19 protein-coding genes are annotated in these 21762 nt (G+C 71.0%); 10 read left to right on the forward strand and 9 right to left on the reverse strand.

The window, feature by feature from the left end:
* The first annotated feature begins 120 nt into the window (after positions 1-120).
* Positions 121-762, forward strand: a complete 642-nt coding sequence (locus OHO83_RS31025; RefSeq protein ID WP_266669944.1) for a PhzF family phenazine biosynthesis protein — start codon at positions 121-123, stop codon at positions 760-762.
* Here the strand turns inward: OHO83_RS31025 and OHO83_RS31030 are convergent, their stop codons facing one another.
* Together OHO83_RS31030 and map are read right to left on the reverse strand one after the other, a co-directional pair.
* Positions 763-1413 (reverse strand): biliverdin-producing heme oxygenase, encoded by a 651-nt coding sequence (locus tag OHO83_RS31030; RefSeq protein ID WP_330280051.1) that lies wholly within the window; start codon positions 1411-1413, stop codon positions 763-765.
* A 145-nt stretch (positions 1414-1558) separates the two neighbouring features.
* A complete protein-coding gene (gene map / locus OHO83_RS31035; protein ID WP_266669940.1) occupies positions 1559-2416 on the reverse strand; it encodes a type I methionyl aminopeptidase in 858 nt (285 codons plus the stop codon).
* 58 nt (positions 2417-2474) lie between these two features.
* On the opposite strand from map, the gene OHO83_RS31040 reads away from it, so the two are divergent.
* Positions 2475-2708: a hypothetical protein gene (locus OHO83_RS31040; protein ID WP_266669938.1), complete on the forward strand. Its 234-nt coding sequence runs from the start codon at positions 2475-2477 to the stop codon at positions 2706-2708.
* 445 nt (positions 2709-3153) lie between these two features.
* Here OHO83_RS31040 and OHO83_RS31045 read toward each other — a convergent pair whose 3' ends face one another.
* Positions 3154-3756: a hypothetical protein gene (locus tag OHO83_RS31045; RefSeq protein ID WP_266669936.1), complete on the reverse strand. Its 603-nt coding sequence runs from the start codon at positions 3754-3756 to the stop codon at positions 3154-3156.
* Positions 3757-3838: 82 nt separating this feature from the next.
* Between OHO83_RS31045 and OHO83_RS31050 the strand changes: the two genes are divergently transcribed.
* The 3 genes from OHO83_RS31050 (at position 3839) to OHO83_RS31060 (ending at position 5943) form a co-directional block, all read left to right on the forward strand.
* A complete protein-coding gene (locus tag OHO83_RS31050; protein ID WP_266676299.1) occupies positions 3839-4921 on the forward strand; it encodes a sialidase family protein in 1083 nt (360 codons plus the stop codon).
* A gap of 9 nt (positions 4922-4930) precedes the next feature.
* Entirely contained in the window at positions 4931-5635 is a 705-nt protein-coding gene (gene npdG, locus OHO83_RS31055) for an NADPH-dependent F420 reductase (protein WP_266669934.1), read from the forward strand.
* Positions 5636-5745: 110 nt separating this feature from the next.
* On the forward strand, positions 5746-5943 hold the full coding sequence (locus OHO83_RS31060) for a hypothetical protein (protein ID WP_266669932.1): 198 nt from the start codon (positions 5746-5748) through the stop codon (positions 5941-5943).
* On the opposite strand, the gene OHO83_RS31065 is transcribed toward OHO83_RS31060, so the two are convergent.
* Positions 5933-6733 (reverse strand): site-2 protease family protein, encoded by an 801-nt coding sequence (locus OHO83_RS31065; RefSeq protein ID WP_330280052.1) that lies wholly within the window; start codon positions 6731-6733, stop codon positions 5933-5935. The two genes, OHO83_RS31060 and OHO83_RS31065, sit on opposite strands and share 11 nt — an antisense overlap.
* A 249-nt stretch (positions 6734-6982) precedes the next feature.
* Between OHO83_RS31065 and OHO83_RS31070 the strand changes: the two genes are divergently transcribed.
* A complete protein-coding gene (locus OHO83_RS31070) occupies positions 6983-10339 on the forward strand; it encodes a BTAD domain-containing putative transcriptional regulator (protein WP_330280053.1) in 3357 nt (1118 codons plus the stop codon).
* A gap of 20 nt (positions 10340-10359) precedes the next feature.
* Here the strand turns inward: OHO83_RS31070 and OHO83_RS31075 are convergent, their stop codons facing one another.
* The 3 genes from OHO83_RS31075 to panB all read right to left on the reverse strand — a co-directional run bounded on the left by OHO83_RS31075 (position 10360) and on the right by panB (position 13253).
* Positions 10360-11184 carry an ABC transporter permease gene (locus tag OHO83_RS31075; protein WP_266669926.1) on the reverse strand — a complete coding sequence of 275 codons (825 nt, stop codon included), beginning with the start codon at positions 11182-11184 and terminating at the stop codon, positions 10360-10362.
* A complete protein-coding gene (locus tag OHO83_RS31080; protein ID WP_266669924.1) occupies positions 11181-12221 on the reverse strand; it encodes an ATP-binding cassette domain-containing protein in 1041 nt (346 codons plus the stop codon). Before OHO83_RS31080 ends, OHO83_RS31075 begins: the two co-directional genes overlap by 4 nt.
* Positions 12222-12386: 165 nt before the next feature.
* A complete protein-coding gene (gene panB / locus OHO83_RS31085; protein WP_266564919.1) occupies positions 12387-13253 on the reverse strand; it encodes a 3-methyl-2-oxobutanoate hydroxymethyltransferase in 867 nt (288 codons plus the stop codon).
* Between the two features lie 206 nt (positions 13254-13459).
* On the opposite strand from panB, the gene OHO83_RS31090 reads away from it, so the two are divergent.
* From OHO83_RS31090 to OHO83_RS31105, 4 genes are all read left to right on the forward strand, one after another.
* Complete coding sequence (locus tag OHO83_RS31090) at positions 13460-15052, forward strand: MFS transporter (protein ID WP_329435484.1); 1593 nt, start codon at positions 13460-13462, stop codon at positions 15050-15052.
* An 84-nt stretch (positions 15053-15136) separates the two neighbouring features.
* Complete coding sequence (locus OHO83_RS31095; RefSeq protein WP_323186865.1) at positions 15137-15739, forward strand: TetR/AcrR family transcriptional regulator; 603 nt, start codon at positions 15137-15139, stop codon at positions 15737-15739.
* 176 nt (positions 15740-15915) lie between these two features.
* Positions 15916-16944 (forward strand): endonuclease/exonuclease/phosphatase family protein, encoded by a 1029-nt coding sequence (locus OHO83_RS31100; protein ID WP_266669918.1) that lies wholly within the window; start codon positions 15916-15918, stop codon positions 16942-16944.
* A 150-nt stretch (positions 16945-17094) separates the two neighbouring features.
* Complete coding sequence (locus OHO83_RS31105; RefSeq protein ID WP_329435486.1) at positions 17095-18351, forward strand: MFS transporter; 1257 nt, start codon at positions 17095-17097, stop codon at positions 18349-18351.
* Positions 18352-18493: 142 nt separating this feature from the next.
* Here the strand turns inward: OHO83_RS31105 and OHO83_RS31110 are convergent, their stop codons facing one another.
* Positions 18494-20251 (reverse strand): NAD+ synthase, encoded by a 1758-nt coding sequence (locus tag OHO83_RS31110; RefSeq protein ID WP_329435487.1) that lies wholly within the window; start codon positions 20249-20251, stop codon positions 18494-18496.
* A gap of 413 nt (positions 20252-20664) precedes the next feature.
* On the reverse strand, positions 20665-21711 hold the full coding sequence (locus tag OHO83_RS31115; protein WP_266669912.1) for a LacI family DNA-binding transcriptional regulator: 1047 nt from the start codon (positions 21709-21711) through the stop codon (positions 20665-20667).
* Positions 21712-21762: the final 51 nt, after the last annotated feature.

Genomic DNA, 21762 nt, shown 5'->3' on the forward strand with positions numbered 1-21762 from the left:
TTCAGCTCTCACAAAAGAGCACCGATCGCGCCCCGGCCACAAGCGACCCATGGACGACCCGGGAAACGGCAAACGGAAGGCAAAAACCCGCGACGCCCCACTGAATGATTGACTGTCCGGGTGACGGACTACGACGTGCTCCGAGTCTTCTGCGGACCCCATGGCGACCACGGCAATGAGCTCGGGGTCGTACGAGAGGGAAGCGACGTCCCCGACGAGGGCGACCGGCAGGCTCTGGCGGCGAAGCTCGGCTTCAGCGAGACGGTGTTCGTGGACGACCCCGAGCGCGGCGTCATCGACATCTACACGCCGACCGTGCGCCTCCCCTTCGCCGGACACCCGTGCGTCGGTACGGCCTGGCTCCTGGACGTGCCCGAACTGGTCACCCCCGCGGGAGTGGTGGGCACGCGGCTGGACGGCGAGTTCACCTGGATCGAGGCGCGACCGGAGTGGGCGCCGCCCCGGACGCTGCGCGAGTACGGCTCGGCGGCGGAGGTGGAGAACCTCCCGGTTCCCCCGCCGGGGGAGTGGATCTACGCCTGGGCGTGGGAGGACGTGGCGGCAGGAAGGGTGAGGGCCCGGGGGTTCCCGGGCAGGAACGACGGAATCGACGAGGACGAGGCGACCGGAGCGGCAGCACTCCTGCTCACGGCGCACCTGCACAGGGCCCTGAACATCACGCAGGGCAAGGGCTCCCAGATTCTCACGGCCCCCCAGCCCGACGGTCTGATCGAAGTGGGCGGCAGGGTCCGCCTGACCTGATCAGGCGGCGCTGCTGAACTCCTCGCCGAGAGCCCTGAAGACGGCGGTGTTGAGGGCGAACGCCCGCTTGCACTCGGCCACGATGCGCAGCTTCTCGAGCTCGTCGGCGCGAACTCCGTCGAGCAGAACGCGATAACTCCGCTTGAAAGCCGCAGGGTTCGGAACACCCTCGAACACGTAGAACCGCACGCCATCACCCTTGCGGGCGAAGCCCCAGTTCTTCTCGGCCTTGTCGCGAATGATCTGGCCGCCGGACAGATCCCCCAGGTACCGGGTGTAGTGGTGGGCGACGTAGCCCCCGGGCCAGTCCTGGGCGCACTCGGCGACGCGCGAGGCGTACGCCTGGGTGGCCGGCAGTGCGGAAACGCCGTCGCGCCACCCGGCCCCGCGGAGGTGGGCCAGATCCCGCTCGATGGCGGGAACCCGGAACAGCTCGGCCTGGATGAACGGGCCGGCGACGGCGGACCCCTCCAGCCCCTTCGCCGCCTCCTCCAAGGCCCGGTAGACGAACCAGAGTTGCTCGGTGTACCGGGCGTAGGCGTCGACGCCGAGGGATCCGCCGAGAAGGTCGCTCATGAACGTGGTGCTCTCGGCCTCTGTGTGCTGCTCGTGAGAGGCGGTGCGGATCAGGGTGGAGAACGGCGTACCCATGAGGCCTCCAGATCGCTAAGCTTAGGCTTGCCTAACTTACCAGGTTCCCGACGCCCTGTCGGTAAAAACGCTACCCCGATCACTCACCGGGGCAACACAAAAGGCCCGCCCCCATGAGAGGGGCGGGCCTGTGGGCGAATCCCGGTCAGGGCAGAGTGAGGATGTCCGCACCGGATTCGGTGACAACGAGTGTGTGCTCGAACTGAGCGGTCCGCTTGCGGTCCTTGGTGACCACGGTCCACCCGTCGTCCCACAGGTCGTACTCATGGGTGCCGAGCGTGAGCATGGGCTCGATGGTGAAGGTCATCCCGGGCTGGATGACGGTGGTGGCGTGCGGGCTGTCGTAGTGCGGAATGATCAGGCCGGAGTGGAACGACGAGTTGATCCCGTGCCCCGTGAAGTCCCGCACGACCCCATAGCCGAAGCGCTTGGCGTACGACTCGATGACGCGGCCGATGATGTTGATCTGGCGCCCGGGCCGGACGGCATTGATGGCGCGCTTGAGGGACTCACGGGTCCGCTCGACAAGAAGCCGGGACTCCTCGTCGACATCGCCGACCAGGTAGGTCGCGTTGTTGTCGCCGTGGACGCCGCCGATGTACGCGGTGACATCGAGGTTGACGATGTCGCCGTCCTTGAGGACGGTCGAGTCGGGGATCCCGTGACAGATGACCTCGTTGACGGAGGTGCACAGCGACTTCGGGAAGTTGCGGTAGCCGAGGGTCGAGGGGTACGCGCCGTGGTCGCACATGTAGTCGTGCGCGATGCGGTCGAGCTCGTCCGTGGTCACGCCGGGTGCGATGGCCTTGGCGGCCTCCTCCATGGCCCGCGCGGCGATCCGGCCGGCGAGGCGCATGGCCTCGACCGTCTCCGGGGTCTGGATCTCCGGACCTTTGTACGGCGTCGGCGCGGGCTTGCCCACGTACTCGGGACGCCGGATGTTTCCGGGTACGGAACGAGTGGGAGAGAGCTCCCCTGGTACGAGCAGCGACTGGCCAGACATGCCAGCGAGTGTATCGAGCGGCCGTGGGGGACCATGGTCATGGCGAGAGGAGCCGCAGATGGCCCTGTTCAAGAAGCGGACCGTCGGGAAGCCCGGCGAGTGGTACTACTGCCTGGAGCACCAGAAGGTGGAGGAGGGGCCCGAGTGCCCCAACAAGGACCGTTTCGGCCCGTACGCGACGCGTGCCGAGGCGGAGCACGCGATGGAGACGGCGCGTGAACGAAACCTCGAATGGGAGACGGACCCCAAGTGGCACGACGCCAAGGCCAAGGACGGGGACGAAGAGGCCTGACGACGGCCCGTAGCCGCTGAGCGCCCCGACCGGCACCAGGGGCCCGCGCAGGCGGCGAGTCCCACCGGCGTTGAGACGCCGACGAGACGGGAGGGGACGCGGGGGCATGTGCGCGCGGAGCCACCAGCACCACGTACAGGCAATCAGCGTGCCGGCGTGCCCCCGTAAAGCAGCGGGCAAGTACACGCCCCCTGGAATTCGCCGTCAGAGGGAGGGCGGCGAGTCCCACCGGCGGTGAGACGCCGACGAGACGGGAGGGGACGCGGGGGCATGTGCGCGCGGAGCCACCAGCACCACGCACAGGCAATCAGCTCGCCGGCGTGCCCCCGTAGAACAGCGAGCACGTACATGCCCCCGCGGCCCCGCACCCGACAACACAACGGCCACAGACGCCCCGCACCCAAAAAAGCACCACCACCCACCACCCACCCTTCGAGCGAGCCTCCTACCACCCCGCGGGCGGCGGCGAAGTCAGATGATCCGCCAGGCGGGACAGCCGATCGCGGAAGCGCCGCCGGGGCCCCCGGGCCGGCCCTCCGCCGGGATTCTCGCCCGCCGCCGCGCTGACCAGATGCTGCGCCGTATCGAGGTCGAGATCAGGCCCGGGCGTGAGGGCCTCATGAGCCATGGCATGCAGATCGCGGTCACCCGAGTCGATCGCCAGAACCGTGGCCCCCGCCCGCCGAGCGTCATGCACCCGCTCCAGCAACTCCTCACCGGGCGCCCCGGGCGCCACGACCAGCAGGGTCTCGCCCCGTCGGGCCGCCTCGATGCGCCCGAGCCCCACGGCAAGATGGGCCGGATCCCCACCCCCCGCCCGGTGCCGCACGAGCGTGGGCGACAGCTCGGGCATGCCGGACCAGGCGGCCTCGTCCACGAGATGCGCCGCGAGATGCCACGGCTCGTACTCGGGCGTGCCGACGAGGAGCAGCCCACCTCCGTGCGGCACGACGGAGGTCCGCAGCGCACCCGCGAAGCGGCGCGCGGCGCCCAGCCACTCGGTTCCGGCGAGCACTTCCCGCAGCAGTGCGACCCGTACGGCGTCCATGCCTGCGCATACTGCCGCAACAGTCCACTCGTCAGGCCGAGTTCACCGGGAATTCCCTCTGGGTGGGGAGGGATGGGGGGTGCTGACTGAGACGTCTGTTCCCTTCCGCGCGGGGCGCGAGGGATACGCGAGTTTCCGGATCCCCGCGGCTGTCACGACACACTCCGGCGTGCTGCTCGCGTTCTGCGAGGGACGAGTGGGGTCGAGGGAGGACTACGGGAACATCGACGTGGTCCTGAAGAGATCCACGGACGGCGGCCGCACCTGGGACCCGCTCCAGGTGGTGGCGGCGAACGGTGACGACCTGGCGGGGAACCCGGCGCCGGTGGTCCTGGACACGGGACGGGTCCTGATCGTCCACGTACGGAACGCGGCGCGGGCGACGGAAGCGGCGATCAGACGAGGCGAGGTGGAGCCCGAGGACGGGCGCCGGGTCTGGGTGCAGCACAGCGACGACGAGGGAGTGACCTGGTCCGCGCCCAGGGAGATCACGGCGCAGGCGAAGGACAGGGCCTGGCGCTGGTACGCCACGGGCCCCGGCCACGCGATCCAGACACGGAGCGGACGCGTGGTGGTGCCGGCCAACCACTCGCTCCCGCCCGCCGGAGGCGACACCGGCACGGAGGGAAAGTACGACGGAGGCCACTGCCTGCTGAGCGACGACCGGGGCAGGACCTGGCGGCTCGGCTACGTGGACGACCATCCGGACGGCTATGTGAACGTGAACGAGACGACCGCGGCCGAACTGGCCGACGGGCGGCTGTACTTCAACGCCCGCAACGACTCGCCGGCGCCGGGCACGAGGGCGGACGCGACATCGGAGGACGGCGGCGAGAGCCTGGTCAGGGCGTTCCGGCCGCAGGCGGGCCTCGTGGGCCCGGTCGTGGAGGGGAGCCTGCTGAGGCTGGGGGAGGTGCTGCTGTTCGCCGGCCCGGCGGACCCCGGGTCCAGGGCACTGATGAGCGTGCGGGCGAGCGAGGACGAGGGAGTCACCTGGCGCGTGGCCCACACGGTGGACGGCCTGCCCGCCGCGTACTGCGACCTCGTACGGATCGATGCCTCGACGGTCGGGCTCCTCTACGAGACGGGAGACTTCGGCGCGTACGAGACGATCACGTTCAGACGGATCCCGGTCGCCGCGCTACTGACCCGTACGCCTGAGTAAGGTCACCGTATGACCTCTACCGACAGTGTGCAGAAGGCGCCCGCGAAGGACCCCTGGGACCTCCCCGACGTATCGGGCCTGGTGGTCGGCGTGCTGGGCGGCACGGGCGACCAGGGCCGCGGGCTCGCGTACCGGCTGGCCCGGGCGGGCCAGAAGGTGATCATCGGATCCCGCGCGGCGGAGCGCGCCGAGGCGGCCGCGGGCGAGCTGGGCCTGGGCGTCGAGGGCGCGGCCAACGCGGAGTGCGCGCGCCGCAGCGACATCGTGATCGTGGCGGTGCCGTGGGAGGGCCACGGCAAGACGCTGGAATCGCTGCGCGAGGACCTCGCGGGCAAGCTCGTGGTCGACTGCGTCAACCCGCTGGGCTTCGACAAGAAGGGCGCGTACGCGCTGAAGCCGGAGGAGGGGAGCGCGGCGGAGCAGGCCGCGGCGCTGCTGCCGGAGTCGAGGGTGACGGCGGCGTTCCACCACCTGTCGGCCGTACTCCTCCAGGACGAGGCGATCGCCGAGATCGACACGGACGTGATGGTGCTGGGCGAGGCGCGGGCGGACACGGACATCGTCCAGGCGCTGGCGGGCCGCATTCCGGGCATGCGGGGAGTCTTCGCGGGCCGGCTGCGCAACGCGCACCAGGTGGAGTCGCTGGTCGCGAACCTGATCTCGGTGAACCGCCGCTACAAGGCCCACGCGGGGCTGCGGGTCACCGACGTGTAGAGCGCGGCCGCGCTCCACGGCCGGTACGCGGAGCCGACGTGCGGCCGCGGAAGGGACATGGGGGACACTGGTCGGCGTACGACCTCTCCGTCCGACAGGAGCCGACCCCCATGCCCCGCCTCGCTCTGTACGCCCTAGTCGTCTGCGTCCTCTCGGTGGTCGCCGCCGTGGTCGCCTTCGTGCAGGGCAGCCTGCTCGGCATCGTCTGGGTGCTGCTCGCGGGCCTCACCTCGAACATGACCTGGTACTACCTGCGCCGGGCCAAGGCACAGAAGCAGGCGGAGGCGGCGGTCGCGCCTACTGCGTGACGACGGGGATGTCAGGGGTGCCCTGCCAGAAGCGATAGAACTCCTGCCCCCAGTAGGTGTCCCACTCGGTGACACCGAGGGAGCGCAGGATCGCGTGGATCGCGTCGAAGAACACCTCGTTCACCTCCGGGATCCACAGGATGCCGAAGACGGCGAGCAGCCCGAACGGGGCGAACGGCTCCACCTGCTGCCGGAAGCTCCGGGACAGCCAGGGTTCGATGACGCCGTAGCCGTCCAGGCCGGGGATCGGCAGGAAGTTCAGGATCGCCGCGGTCACCTGGAGCAGGGCGAGGAAGCCGAGCGCGTAGCGGAAGGTGTCCGGCACCCCGTTCAGCGCGTCCAGCCAGAACGGCGCCGTGCACACGACGGCGAACAGGATGTTGGTCAGCGGGCCCGCCGCCGAGATGAGACTGTGCCGCCAGCGGCCCCGGATCCGGCCCCGCTCGATGAAGACGGCGCCGCCGGGCAGACCGATCCCTCCCATGATCACGAAGATGACGGGCAGCACGATGCTGAGCAGGGCGTGCGTGTACTTCAGCGGGTTCAGGGTCAGATAACCCTTCGCGCCGATGGAGATGTCGCCGCTGTGCAGGGCCGTGCGCGCGTGGGCGTACTCGTGCAGACAGAGCGAGACGATCCAGGCGCCCGTCACGAACAGGAAGACGGCGATGCCGGGCTGCGCGGCGAAGTCCGTCCACACGGCCCAGCCGGCGACGGCGGTGACGGCGGCGATGCCGACGAAGACGGGGCTGATCCTGCGATCGCTGCGACGGGTGGCGGCGGTGGTCATGGAGGATGGCTCCCGGGGTGCGTGCGGCCTGGTGCGGTGAGGGGACGACGGGCTGACCGTATCGGTGGTGCGGTGTGGGGGGAACGAGCCGGGGCAGGTCCCGGGTTCCGCGAAACCGGCGCGGACGTGCCCACTGCCCGGTCCGAACGGTGTCTGCCCGCCGCCGGAAAACCCGTGCTCCACGTCCCGGATCGCCCTCCCGTCGAAACCCGGGCGCGGTCCGGCCGCCCGTTTGGGGACAATGGGCCGGTGCGCTACCGCATCCTCGGCTCCACACAGGCCTTCCGCGACGACGGCACGGCCGTCCCCGTCGGCGGGGCGCGGCTGCGTGCCCTGCTGACCGTGCTCGCGCTGCGCCCCGGCCGCACCGTCCCGCCGCAGGTGCTCGCCGACGAGGTGTGGGGCGCCGAACCGCCCGCCGACGCGACCGGCGCGCTCCAGGCACTCGTGGGCCGGCTGCGCAGGGCGATCGGCGCCGACGCGGTGCACTCGCTCGACGGCGGCTACCGGCTGGCCGCCGGCTCCGAGGACATCGACCTGTTCCGCTTCGACCGGCTCGTGAGGGACGGGGTACGGGCGCTGGCCGACGGAGACCCGGGCAAGGCCGCGGCCGTCCTCGACGACGCGCTCGCCCTGTGGCGCGGCCCCGCCCTGGCCGATCTGCCGGACCGCTCGGCGGACGCCGCCCGCTGGGAGGCCCTCCACCTCGACGCCCGGCGCACCCGGCTCGCCGCGTCACTCGCGCTGGGCATGGCCGAGACCGCCCTGCCCGAACTGACCGCGCTGTGCGACGCGCATCCGCTCGACGAGCCGCTCCAGGCGCTGCGGCTGCGCGCCCTGCGCGACGCGGGCCGCACCGCCGAGGCGCTGGCGGCCTACGAGGGGGTACGCGTCGAGCTCGCGGAGCGGCTGGGAACCGACCCCGGCCCGGAACTGCGCGCCCTGCACGCCGGCCTGCTCGCGCCGCACCCCGTTGCCCCCTCCCCGCAGGACGCGAACCTGTCCGCCCCCGTCAGAGCGCCCGCCCCCACCGGCAACCTCCGCGCCCGGCTCACCTCGTTCGTGGGGCGCAGCGGAGACATCGGGGCGATCCGTGAGGACCTCGGACGCGTGCGGCTCGTGACGCTGCTCGGCCCGGGCGGCGCCGGGAAGACCCGGCTGTCCCAGGAGGCCGCCGAGGGCATGGACCTGCCGGACGGCGTGTGGCTGGCCGAGCTCGCGCCCGTCGAGGACCCGGACGCCGTCCCGGAGGCCGTCGTCACGGCGCTCGGGGCCCGTGAGACCGTGCTGCGCGGCGCCGGCGCCGAGGAGCTGCGGGTGGCGTCCGACCGGCACGGCGAGGACCCCCTCGTACGCCTGGCCGAGCACTGCGCGCACCGCCGCATGCTGCTGATCCTCGACAACTGCGAGCACGTGATCGAGGCCGCCGCCCACCTCGCCGAGCAACTGCTCAGCCAGTGCCCCGGCCTGACGGTTCTCGCGACGAGCCGCGAACCCCTCGGCGTGCCGGGCGAGTTGCTGCACCCGGTGGAGCCGCTGCCGGAGCCGTTCGCCCTGCGCCTGTTCGGCGAGCGGGGCGCCGCCGTGCGGCCCGGGTTCCGGGTCGGGGACGACGAGCGGGCCGCGGCCGAGATCTGCCGGCGCCTCGACGGGCTGCCCCTCGCCATCGAACTCGCCGCCGCCCGGCTGCGGATGCTCACGCCCCGCCAGATCGCCGACCGCCTCGACGACCGCTTCCGCCTGCTCACCTCGGGCGCCCGCACCGTCCTGCCGCGCCAGCAGACGCTGCGGGCCGTCGTCGACTGGTCCTGGGACCTCCTCGACGAGGAGGAGCGGACCGTCCTGGGCCGGCTGTCGGTCTTCAGCGGCGGCTGCGACCTCGCGGCCGCCGAGGCGGTGTGCGGCCCCGCCGCCCTCGACGCGATCGGCTCGCTCGTGGACAAGTCTCTTGTGGTGGCTGCCCCTTGGGGCGGCGACGAGCCTGAGAGGGAAGGCGACGCGGACGACGCTCACGCCGAGGACGGCACCCGCGACCAGGCCGGCGCCATGCGCTACCGGCTCCTGGAGACCGTCGCCGAATACGCCGGGGACCGGCTCGACGAGGCCGGTGACCGGGCCGACGCCGAGCGCGCCCACCTCACGTACTACCGCGAACTGGCCCGCACCACCGACCCGCAGCTGCGCGGCCACGGCCAGCTCGCCGCCATCGCCCGTCTGGAACGCGAATACGAGAACCTGCGCACCGCCCTGCGGCACGCCGTCGCCGCCCGGGACGAGCAGGAGACCCTCTCCCTGGTGCTCTCACTGGCCTGGTTCTGGCAGATGCGCGACCTGCGCGTCGACGCCCGCAACTGGTCGCGGGAGGCCACCGGGCTCGGCCCCGACCCGTTCGCCCCGCCGGCCGCCCCCGCGCCCCCGCTCCACGAGCGCTGCACCGACGTCCCGCCGCCGCTCGGCCCCGAGCTCCTCGTGGAGGCGCGGCGAGGGGTGCATCTGCTCCGCCTCGCCTACATGGACATGGAGATGGAGACCTGGCAGACGGAGGAGGGCGGCGCGAAGCTGCGCGCCATCGCGCAGGCGTACAGTCCGGGCCTCCCGCAGACCTGCCGCTCCCCGGGCAACCTCTGGTTCTACGCGGTGATGATGAGCGGCGACATGGACGCGCTGTGGAACCTCGCCGACGTCACCGTGCGGACCTGCCGCGAACTCGGCTACACCTGGGAGCTCGCCCTCACGCTCCAGCTGCGGGCCAACATCCTCGCCAACCGCAGTGACTGGGCGGGCAACGCCGTCCGGGACGCGGACGAGGCCATCGAACTGTTCACCCGGCTCGGCGACCGGTGGGGTGTCGCCGAGGCGCTGTCCGCGCGGGGCGAGGCCCACGAGCGCAGCGGGGCGTACGCCGCGGCGGCCGAGGACTACACGGCCGCCATCGAGGCCGCCGAACGTCTCGGCGCGCAGGCGCAGGTGGCGATCCTGAACGCGCGGCTCGGGCAGGCCCTCATCGAGGACGGTGACGGCGAACGCGGCGAGCGGCTGCTGCTCGGCATCCTCGACCCCGGCAAGCGCCATGCGAACGAGGCCTGGCCCGCCGCCCGCATGTTCCTGTCCGGGCGGTACGGCGCCACCGGCCGTGTCGCCGAGGCGCGTGAGCAACTGCGGCTCCTCCAGGACGAGTTCAAGGCGATGAACTTCGTCGTCTTCCGGGGCTTCATCGTCGGGATGAACGCCTGGCTCGACTCGGAGGACGGCCGCGCGGCGGAGGCCCTCGCCGGCGTCACCGAGGCCCTGGAGCTGTCGACCGACCCGCTGTCCCTGGTGATCGCCCCGCACATGCCCGCCATGCACCTGGTCACCGCCGCGCGCTCCCTGAACCTGAGCGGCGACACGGCCGACGCGTGCGACGCCGCCCGCCTCATGGGCGCCGCCGACGGACAGCTCCCGTCCCGGCATGTGCGGTCCTACCTGGAGCGTGACGCCCGCGCGTCCGCCGAGTCCGCGATCCGTGAGGTCATCGGCGACCACGCGTACGAGGCCGCGTACGCCGAGGGCGGCGACCTGTCTCTCGACGAGGCCGCCGCCCTGCTGGGACGCGATCGCGGTTGATCTTCCGATCCGGCTGAACGTCAGTTCTTCGTACGGAACTTGTGGATCGCGATCGGGGCCATCACGAGCGTGAGGACCGCGGACCAGATCACCGTCACCCACACGTCGTGCGTGACCGGGCCGCCCACCATCAGGCCGCGCGCGGAGTCCGCGAGCGAGGAGAGCGGGTTGTAGTCGGTGAAGGCCTGGAGCCAGCCCGGCATCGACTGCGTCGGCGCGAAGATCGACGAACCGAACTGCAGCGGCATCAGGACCAGGAAGCCCATGCCCTGCACGGCCTGGGCGCTCTTCATCACGACGCCGAGGACCAGGAAGATCCACATGATGGACGTGCCGAAGAGGGCGGTGAGGCCCACGGCGGCGAACAGTCCGGGCCAGTTCGTGATGTCGAAGCCCACCAGGATGCCGACGATCATCATGATCGTCGTCGCGATGAGGAGCCGCATCAGCTCCACCACGATCTTGGCGAAGAGGACCGAGCCCTGGCCGATCGGCAGGGTCCGGAAGCGGTCCATGATGCCGTTCTGGAAGTCCTGGTTGAACCCCGTGCCCACCGCCATGGCGATGTTCATGCTCATCATCGCCATCATGCCCGGGACCACGTACTGCACGTACTGGTCCTGGCCGCCGCCGAGCGCCTGGCCGATGGAGCCGCCGAAGACGTACACGAACAGGAGCGTGAAGACGATCGGCATCAGGACCGCGTCGAACATCGACTCGGGGTCCTGGCGGATCCACAGGAGATTGCGGCGGACCAGCGCGCCGGTGTGACGGATATGGGAGCGCAGGGAGATGCGCGAGTCGGCCTCGAGATTCAGGGGAGGTGTCAGCGTGGTGGCGCTCATACGGCGGCCCCCTCGAGCTCGGAGGTGCGGGTGTCGTCCTGCGGGGCACTGGCCTTCTGGCCGGTGATGGACAGGAACACCTCGTCCAGACTGGGCAGTTCGGTGGCGATCGAGCCGATCGTGATGCCGCGCGCGGTGACCGCGCCGACCACGGCGGTGAGCTGCTCGTCGCTGAGGATCGGGACCAGGACGGCGCCGGCCTCGGCGTCCACCGTCGACGTGGCGAGCCCGGTGAGGCCCATGTCGTCGAGGGCGGTGGCCAGCGGGCGCAGCTCCAGCGGGTCGGCCGGGCGGATGCGCAGGGTGCGGCCGCCGACCTTCGCCTTGAGGTCGTCGATGGCGCCGCCCGCGATGACCTTGCCGCGGTCGATGACCGTCAGCTCGTTCGCGAGCTGCTCGGCCTCCTCCATGTACTGGGTGGTGAGGAGCACGGTGACGCCGTCGCCGACCATGCGCTTGACCTCGCTCCACACCTCGTTGCGCGTGCGCGGGTCGAGGCCGGTCGTCGGCTCGTCCAGGTAGAGGACGGCCGGGCTGCCGATCATCGACGCGGCGAGGTCGAGCCTGCGGCGCATACCGCCGGAGTACGTCTTCGCCGGGCGCGTGGCGGCGTCGGTGAGGGAGAACCGCTCCAGGAGCGCGTCGGCGCGGGAGCGGGACTCCTTGCGGGACAGGTCGAGGAGGCGGCCGATCATGTACAGGTTCTCGCGGCCGGAGAGCTTCTCGTCGACCGCGGCGTACTGGCCGGTGAGGCCTATCACGCGGCGCAGCTGCCGGGGCTGCTTCGCCACGTCGTACCCCGCGACGAACGCCGTGCCCGAGTCGGGGGTGATGAGGGTGGACAGGCAGCGGACGAGGGTGGTCTTGCCCGCGCCGTTCGGGCCGAGCACACCCATGACCGTGCCTTCGTGCACGTCCAGGTCCACGCCGTCCAGCGCCTTGGTCTCGCCGTAGTGCTTGACCAGCCCCCGCACGGTGACGGAGGCCGTCCGGCCGCCGACGTCACTGTGTGAGGTCTTCTTGTCGATTCGCGTCATGACGTACAAGGTGCCAGGTGCCACCGACAATCCACCGACAGGCGGCCGACAGCCCCGTGTACGGCACCTGCAGAACGGCGACAGGGCGGCGGAAACGGCAGCAGCCCGCCGACGGGGGAAGATCGACGAGCTGCTGTGGTGCCACTGTGGTTCAGGTGGTCCGGGTCAGTGGACCGAGTGCTCCTCCTGGGGGAACGTTCCGCCGACCACGTCCTGCGCGAAGGCCTTCGCCGCCTCGCCCATGACGCCGCGCAGATCCGCGTACTGCTTCACGAAGCGCGGCATCTTGCCGCCGGTGAGGCCGAGCATGTCGGTCCAGACGAGGACCTGGGCGTCGCACTCGGCGCCCGCGCCGATGCCGACGGTCGGGATCTGCAGGGACCGGGTGACCTCGGCGGCCAGCTCGGCCGGGACCAGTTCGAGGACGACGGCGAACGCGCCGGCGTCCTGCGCGGCCTTGGCGTCACGCAGCAGCCGGTGCGCGTCCTCGTCGCCGCGGCCCTGGACGCGGTACCCCATCGTGTTCACGGACTGCGGGGTGAGGCCCAGGTGGGACATGACCGGGATGCCGGACTGCACGAGCAGCTCGGTCTGGGCCAGTGAGCGCTCACCGCCCTCCAGCTTCACGGCGCCGACCCCGGCTTCCTTGACCAGGCGCGTCGCGGACCGCAGGGCCTGTACGGGACCCTCCTGGTACGAGCCGAAGGGGAGGTCACCGACGATGAGGGCGCGCTTGGTGCCCCGTACGACGGCGGCCGAGAGCATCGTCATCTCGTCGAGGGTGACGGGCACGGTGGTCTCGTACCCGAGGTGACAGTTGCCCGCGGAGTCGCCGACGAGCATGACCGGGATGCCGGCCTCGTCGAAGACGGACGCGGTCATCGCGTCGTACGCCGTGAGCATGGGCCACTTCTCGCCGCGTTCCTTGGCGAGCGTGATGTCGCGCACCGTGATGCGCCGGTTGCTCTTGCCCCCGTACAGCGCCTTGCTGCTGCTGTCGGGGGTGTTCTGGGCAGCCGAGAGCTGCGTCATCGCAACGGCTCCTTCTGTTGTCTCGAGGCGCCCTCACGGCGTCCCCGGATCCCCTCCATGGTGGCACCGCGTGCCGAGGAATGGCTAGAGGGGTGGGGGCCGGGTGGGTCACCCCGCTGGCGAGGCGGCCGCCGGGTTCGTAAAGTCTTCTTAAGGACTTCCAATACGAGACGGTCTCGTATCGAAATGCCTTTAGGCTGAGCCCCATGACCACTCCTGCCGTTCCCGCACCGCCGCGCATACCGGAGGCCGTGCACCGCCGCCGATGGGCGATCCTCGGCGTGCTGATGCTCAGCCTGCTGATCGTCGTGCTCGACAACTCCATCCTGAACGTCGCGATCAAGACGATCTCGACCCCGGCCCCCACGGGCCTCGGTGCCACGCAGAGCGAGCTGGAGTGGGCGATCAACGCCTACACGCTGGTCTTCGCCGGACTGCTCTTCACCGCGGGTCTGCTCGGCGACCGGATCGGGCGCAAGAAGGTGCTCGTCGGCGGCCTCGTCGTCTTCGGCCTCGGCTCCGCCCTCGCCGCCGAGTCCGGCTCGCCGGTCCAGCTCATCATCTTCCGGGCGGTCATGGGCATCGGCGCGGCCTTCGTGATGCCCGCGACGCTCGCCGTGCTCATGAACGTCTTCGAGCGGGACGAGCAGCCCAAGGCCATCGGCATCTGGGCGGGCGGCGTCGGCCTCGCCATCGCCATCGGCCCCATCACCGGAGGCCTGCTCCTCGACCACTTCTGGTGGGGCTCGGTCTTCCTGGTCAACGTGCCGATCGTGATCATCGCGGTCGTCCTGATGCTGGCCCTCGTGCCGGACTCCAAGGACCCCAATCCGGGCCGTATCGACCTGGTGGGCGTCGCTCTCTCCGTCGTCGGGCTCGTCCTGCTCGTCTACGGCATCATCAAGGGCGGCCAGCTCGCCGACTTCACGGACCCCGCGGTCCTCCTGACCGTCGCGGCCGGACTCGTCGTCCTCGTCGGCTTCGTCCTGTACGAGAAGCGCAGCGACCACCCGTCGATCGACATCTCGTACTTCAAGAACAAGGTGTTCTCCGCGGCGATCGCCGCCATCGCGCTCGTCTTCTTCGCGCTGATGGGCGTCACCTTCTTCTCGGTCTTCTACACCCAGAGCGTGCGCGGCTACTCGCCGCTGCAGACCGGCCTCCTGATGCTGCCGCTCGCCGCCGCCCAGCTGATCTTCGCGCCGCGCGCCCGGCTCGTCGTCGACCGCTTCGGCGTGCGCGCCGTCACGACCGGCGGCCTGGTGATCCTCGGCGCGATGCTCGCCGCGTTCACGATCCTCGACGCGGACACGCCCATCTGGATCCTGGAAGTCATCTTCTTCCTCATGGGCATGGGCATGGCGCACGTCATGACCCCCACGAGCGTCGTCATCATGCAGGCCCTGCCGCGCGAGAAGGCGGGCTCCGCGTCCGCGCTCAGCAATACGTTCCGCCAGGTCGGCGGTGCCCTGGGCATCGCCGTACTCGGTTCCGTGCTGTCCACCGCGTACCGCAGCGGCATCGAGGACAAGCTCGCCCTGCTGCCCGCCGGACTGCGGCACACGGCCGGCGAGTCCATCGAGGCCACCCTCGGCATCGCGGCGAAGCTCGGCCCGCGCGGCGACGCGCTGGTCGGCGCGGCCAACGACTCCTTCCTGCACGCCATGCACGTGACCGCCCTGTGCGGGGCCGGGATCGCGCTGGTCAGCGCCGTCGTCACCGTCCTGTTCCTGCCGGGGCGCCCGCCGGGGACGGCGGCCGAGGAGAGCACCGAGGAGGCCGTCGGGGTGAGTCGCTGACGGCACCTGTCCGGGCAGGTCGGTGACCTGCTGAGACAATCGCCGCTACACCGGGCGGCGGAAAGGCGGAGAGGCGGAGTGGTCGTGGACGTGGATGCGGGGCGCGCGGTGCGGGGGCGCCCGCGCAGCGAGGCCGTCGAACGGGCCATCGTCGAGGGCGTCCTCAAGCTGATCGAGGACGGTGTCCCGCTCACGGAGCTGTCCATCGAGCGGATCGCCCGCACCGCCGGAGTCGGCAAGGCGACCATCTACCGGCGCTGGTCCGGCAAGGAGGAGCTCTTCGTCGAGGTCCTGCGCATCATGGAGGACCCCGAGCCCGAACTGCCGGGCATCTCCATGCGCGACGACCTGATCAGCCTCCTGGAGCATCTGCGCCGACGCGGTGTGTCCCTGCGTTCCTCGGCCCTGCTGCACAACGTCTTCGCGCAGATGAAGAGCCTGCCGAAGCTCTGGGACGCGTACCACGCCACCGTGATCGAGCCGCGCCGCCGCGTCATGTTCGACGTGCTGCGGCGCGGCGTCGAGAACGGTGAGCTGCGCGCCGACGTCGACATAGAGCTCGCCAACGACTTCATCGTCGGGCCGATGCTGCTGCGCACGATGATCCGGCCCGACGCGCCGCTCGCCGACGACCTCTCGGAGCGGATCGTCGACTGCGCGCTCGCCGGGTTGCGGCCACCGGACTGAATGTGCGCGTTTCGTCACAGAGGCCCCAGGCGCACCGCAGATCCGGAACCTCGGCCGCCCATGCGTTCGTCCTCGTGCCCGTACGGCCGTCGTGGACGGCGAGGAGGGCGCCGATCATCCCCTAGGGTTTCAGGGCGAGGTCGGTGTGCACGGCAGGGCAGTGAGGCGACGACGGTATGGCGCAGGGGTTCAGGACGGAAACGGGTGGCGGCGGCTCGGGGCACCAGCCTTCCAGAGACCCGCTGCGCCGCCTGACCGGCGGGTGGCGTGACCGGGGGATCTGGCGCCGCGGGGCGGTCCTCGCGGTGCTGGCCGTTCTGGTCGCGCTCGTGATGCTCTTCCACGCCCAGATCCCCAACACCCTCGGAAACCTGGGCTCCCTCACCGAGACCTTCCTTCCCTGGCTCGGCGTGTTCGTGCCCGTCCTGCTCGTCCTGGCCGTCGTGCGAAAGTCCGCGACGGCCCTGATCGCGGTACTGATCCCGGGCATCGTCTGGCTCAACCTCTTCGGCGGGCTCCTCACCGACAAGACCGCGGGCGGCGGCGACCTCACCGTCGCCACGCACAACGTCAACGCGGAGAACCCCGACCCGACCGGCACCGCCGCCACGATCGCCGCCTCCGGGGCGCAGGTCGTCGCCCTGGAGGAGCTGACGTCCGACGCCGTCCCCGTCTACGAGAAGGCGCTCGCGAAGACGTATCCGTACCACTCCGTCGCCGGCACCGTCGGGCTGTGGAGCAAGTACCCGCTGAGCGCGACGCGGCCCGTCGACATCCAGCTCGGCTGGACGCGCGCCATGCGCACCACGGTCGCCACGCCCCAGGGTGACGTCGCCGTGTTCGTCGCGCACCTGCCGTCGGTCCGGGTCAAGCTGCACGCCGGGTTCACCGCCAGCCAGCGCGACACCTCCGCCGACGCGCTCGGTGAGGCCATCGCCGACGAGACGCTCGACAAGGTCATCCTGCTCGGCGACCTCAACGGCACGATGAACGACCGCGCGCTGAACGGCGTGACGTCGCAGATGCGCTCCACGCAGGGTGCCGCCGGCAGCGGCTTCGGGTTCAGCTGGCCCGCGTCGTTCCCCATGGCCCGTATCGACCAGATCATGGTCAAGGGTGTGGAGCCGGTCACGTCGTGGACCCTGCCCGAGACCGGCAGCGATCATCTGCCGATCGCGGCGAAGGTCGATCTCAACCGGTCCTGACGTCCGGGTTCGCTCACCTCACCCGTTGTTGACTCGGTGGAAACCGGGGCCTCACCTCACGGAATACTTGGCACGGGAGAGTTTGTTCCGCGCGTAAACTTACGGATTCCCGCGTCTCCCGCCCGTCTTCCCGTGGAAGGTCTCTTCTTCATGCCCCTGGCCCTGCTCGCCCTCGCCGTGGGCGCCTTCGGCATCGGCACCACCGAGTTCGTGATGATGGGCCTCCTGCCCAACGTCGCCGACGATCTGCACATCTCCATCCCCTCCGCCGGCCACCTCGTCTCCGCGTACGCCCTCGGCGTCGTCATCGGCGCCCCGCTCCTCGCCGCCCTCACCGCGCGCATGCCCCGCCGACGCGTCCTCGTCGCGCTCATGGTGCTCTTCGTCGCCGGCAACGCCGTGTCCGCGGCCGCGCCCGACTACCACCTCCTGATGGCCGCGCGGTTCGTCAGCGGGCTGCCGCACGGCGCCTTCTTCGGCGTCGGCGCCGTCGTCGCCACCTCGCTCGTCGCACCCGAGCGCAAGGCCCGGTCGGTGTCCCTGATGTTCCTCGGGCTCACCGTCGCCAACGTCATCGGCGTCCCCATCGCCACGCTCATGGGCCAGCAGCTCGGCTGGCGCGCCACGTTCCTCGCCGTCAGCGCCATCGGGCTCGGCGCGATCACCGCACTCCTGCTGCTCGTTCCCGCCGACCACGGCCACGGCGAGACCGGCGGGCTGCGCGGTGAGCTCAAGGCGCTCGGCTCGCTGCCCGTGTGGCTCTCCCTCGGCACAACCGTCGCCGGGTTCGGCGCGCTCTTCGCGGCGTACAGCTATGTGACGCCGATGCTCACCGGCGCCGCCGGGTTCGCGGAGGCCAGTGTCACGCTGCTGCTCGCCCTGTTCGGCGTCGGCGCCACCGCCGGGAACCTGCTCGGCGGGCGGCTCGCCGACCGGTCCCTGCGCGGGACCCTGTTCGGCGGGCTCGTCTCGCTCGGTGTGGTGCTGGCGCTGTTCCCTGTGCTGATGCGTGCCGAGTGGAGCGCCGCGGTCGCCGTCGTGCTGCTCGGTACGGCCGCCTTCATCACCGGGTCGCCGCTCCAGCTCATGGTCATGGAGAAGGCCTCCGCCGCGCCCTCCCTCGCCTCCTCCGCCAACCAGGCCGCCTTCAACCTCGCCAACGCCGGTGGCGCCTGGATCGGCGGGCTCGCCCTCGCCGCCGGGTTCGGGCTCACGTCCCCCGCGGTCGCCGGGGCCGCGCTCGCCGTCCTCGGGATCGGGGTCGCGGGGGTTGCCTACGGGGTCGACCTGCGGCGCTCCCGGGCCGTTGCCGCGTCCGCCACGACGGGGCACGGGCTCCTCGTTGCCTCGCATGTGCCCGAGGTCGTCTTGGCTCCGGGCGCGGGGGAGCCCACCCGTCGCCGGTGACGTGACGTGACGTGACGTGACGTGACGTCGCATCACGTTGCGTTGCGTTGCGTTGTGGGGCGGGTGGGCTCCGGGGGGTGGGGTCGGGGCTGGGCCTTTGGGGTTCGGGCCGGGCTTCGGGGGTTGGGATCTGGGGCGGTGACTACCGCGCCGTCTCCCGCCACCTGTTCGTGATCGGCAGGCGGCGGTCCTTGCCGAAGCCCTTCGCCGAGATCTTCGTGCCCGGCGGGTACTGGCGCCGCTTGTACTCCGCCGTGTCCACCATCCGCAGCGTCTTCGTCACCAGGTTCGCGTCGAACCCGGCTGCCACGATCGCGTCCGCGCCCTTGTCCCGGTCCACGTACATCTCCAGGATCGCGTCCAGCACCGGGTAGTCCGGCAGCGAGTCCGTGTCCACCTGGTCCGGGCGCAGTTCCGCGCTCGGCGGCTTCGTGATCGAGTTCTCCGGGATCGGGGGCGTCCGGCCGCGCTCCGCCGCCGCCCGGTTGCGCCACTCGGCCAGCCGGAAGACCGACGTCTTGTACACGTCCTTGATCGGGCCGTACGCGCCCACCGAGTCGCCGTACAGGGTCGAATAGCCCACCGCCAGCTCGGACTTGTTGCCCGGCGCGAGCACGATGTGGCCCTCCTGGTTGGAGACCGCCATCAGCATCGTGCCGCGCAGCCTCGACTGGAGGTTCTCCTCCGCGAGCCCCGTCAGGCCCAGCGATCCCATGTACGCGTCGAACATCGGCTCGATCGGGACCGTACGGAAGTTGAGGCCCGTACGGTCGGCCAGCTCCGCCGCGTCGCCCTTGGAGTGCTCCGACGAGTACTTCGACGGCATCGCGATGCCGTACACGTTCTGCGCGCCCAGCGCGTCGCACGCGATCGCCGCCGTCAGCGCCGAGTCGATGCCGCCCGACAGGCCGATCAGCACCGAGCGGAAACCGTTCTTCGCGGCGTAGGCGCGCAGGCCCACGACCAGAGCCGAGTAGACCTCCTCGTCGTCGTCCAGGCGGTCCGCGTAGCCGCCGGTCAGCTCCGGCTCGTACGCCGGGACGTGGTCCTCGGAGATCGTCAGGTGGTCGATGCGCAGGCCGTCGTCGACCGTCCCCGTCGGGGCCTTCGGCTCGGCCGCCGGGAGGTCCAGGTCCAGGACCACGCAGCCCTCCGCGAACTGGGGCGCCCTGGCGACCACTTCGCCCGCCGCGTCCACCACGATCGAGTCGCCGTCGAAGACGAGCTCGTCCTGGCCGCCGATCGTGGCGACGTACGCCAGCGTGCAGCCCGCCTCCTGGGCGCGCTTGCGCACCAGGTCCAGGCGAGTGTCGTCCTTCTTCTGCTCGTACGGCGACGCGTTGATCGAGATCAGGAGGCCGGCGCCGGCGGAGCGCGTGGCCGGGACGCGGCCGCCGTCCTGCCAGAGGTCCTCGCAGATGGCCAGTGCCACGTCGATTCCGCGTACGCGGATCACGGGCATCGTGTCGCCCGGCACGAAGTAGCGGAACTCGTCGAAGACGCCGTAGTTCGGGAGGTGGTGCTTGGCGAACGTCAGCGCCACGCGGCCGTTGTGGAGGACGGCGGCGGCGTTCTGGGGGGCGCCGGCGGGCTGGCCGTACTTCGGCTGCGCCTTCTCCGAGCGGTCCAGGTAGCCGACGACCACGGGGAGGTCGCCGTGGCCCTCGTCGGCCAGGCGCTCGGCCAGCGCGGTCAGTTCCCGGCGGGATGCCTCGACGAAGGACTCGCGCAGGGCGAGGTCCTCCACCGGGTAGCCGGTCAGGACCATCTCGGGGAACGCGACCAGGTGCGCTCCCTGTTCGGCGGAGTGCTTGGTCCAGCGGATGATCGCCTCGGCGTTCCCGGCGAGATCTCCGACGGTCGAGTCGATCTGGTTCAGGGCGAGACGTAGTTGAGGCACGGGGTCAGTTTATCGTCTGACTGACGCGATGTCGTCTTGATCTGTGGAGTGGAGTGGAGGGGTGGGGTGGGGGTGCGTTTTCGGGTGCGCCGTCGTCGTGCCGGGTTGTCTTTCGGGTGCGGGGCCGCGGGGGCATGTACGTGCTCGCTGTTCTACGGGTGTACGTCGGCGAGCTGATTGCCTGGGTGTGGTGCTGGTGGCTCCGCGCGCACATGCCCCCGCGTCCTCGTCCGTCTCGTCGGTGTCTCACCGCCGGTGGGACTCGCTCCTTCGGAGGCGCGTCTCGTCTGCGGCCGTCCGGTCGGTGGAGCTGCTCCGTCTCCGGCGGTGGGTCTTGTCTCGTGTGCGGCCGGTCGTTGGGTGGGGCTGCCCTGTCTCCGGCGGTGGGCTTGTCCCGTGTGCGGCCGGTGTGCTCAGTGGTGGTGGGGGCGGACGCTGTTTCTGATCACTATGTGTGTGCCCAGGAGGTGGCGTTGCTGGCCCGGGCGAGACGTGCCTGTCAGGGCCAGTCTTACGGCCGTGCGGCCCATTTCCGCTGCCGGGATGTGGACCGTGGTGAGGCCGGGGGTGATGTCCGCCGCTACGGGGTCGTCGTTGTAGCCGACCACCGAGATGTCCTCGGGGACCCGCAGACCCGCCTCCGCCAGTGCGCGGATCGCCGCTGCCGCCACGCGGTCGTCGCCCGCGAAGACCGCCGTGAAGTCCGGCTTGCCGTTGCACTTGTCGAGCAGGTCCCGCATCGCCTCGTAGCCGTGGTGCTGGCCGAAGCCGATGCCGTGCAGGATCGCGTCCGCGCGGGGGACCCCGTGGTCGTCCAGGGCTCTGAGGTAGCCCGTTACGCGGTCCTCGCCCGTGGTGTTGCCCGGCTGGTAGCCGATCATCGCGATCTTCCGGTGGCCGGCGCCCAGCAGGTGGCTGGTTATCGCGTGTGCGCCCGCTCCGTTGTCGTACTCCACGACGAGTGCGGGGACGTCGGGTGCCGGTGCCGGTCTGCCGCACAGGACCAGGCGCGAGCCCGCCGCCGCGAGTGCCTGCGCGTAGTGCGCCATCCGCTCGCGGTACTCGTCGTCCTCGATGACCCCGCCGACCAGGACCACGGCCTCCGCGGCCTGCTCGCGCATCATCTGGACCAGGGCCAGTTCGCGGGCCGGGTCGCCGCCCGTCGAGCAGACCAGGGTGAGTCTGTTGTGCTGGGCCGCTTCCATCTCCACGCCCTGCGCCACGGCCGCGTAGAACGAGCTGACCACGTCGAACATCAGGACCGCGATCGTCTTGCGTCCGGTGCCGGCGAGGGCTCGGGCATGCGCGTTGACCACGTAGTCCAGGTCCTTGACCGCTCTTTGGACCTTGGCGCGCGAGGCCGCCGATGTCGGGTAGTTGCCCGCCAGGACCCGTGAAACAGTCGCGACCGAGACGCCCGCGCGTGCGGCCACATCACGGATGGTGACCCGCTCACCCACTGTTGTGTCTCCTCAACTTGCCCGTCCGGGGCGGCGATGCCGCCCCGGACC

The sequence above is a fragment of the Streptomyces sp. NBC_00569 genome (assembly GCF_036345255.1).
GTDB lineage: Bacteria > Actinomycetota > Actinomycetes > Streptomycetales > Streptomycetaceae > Streptomyces.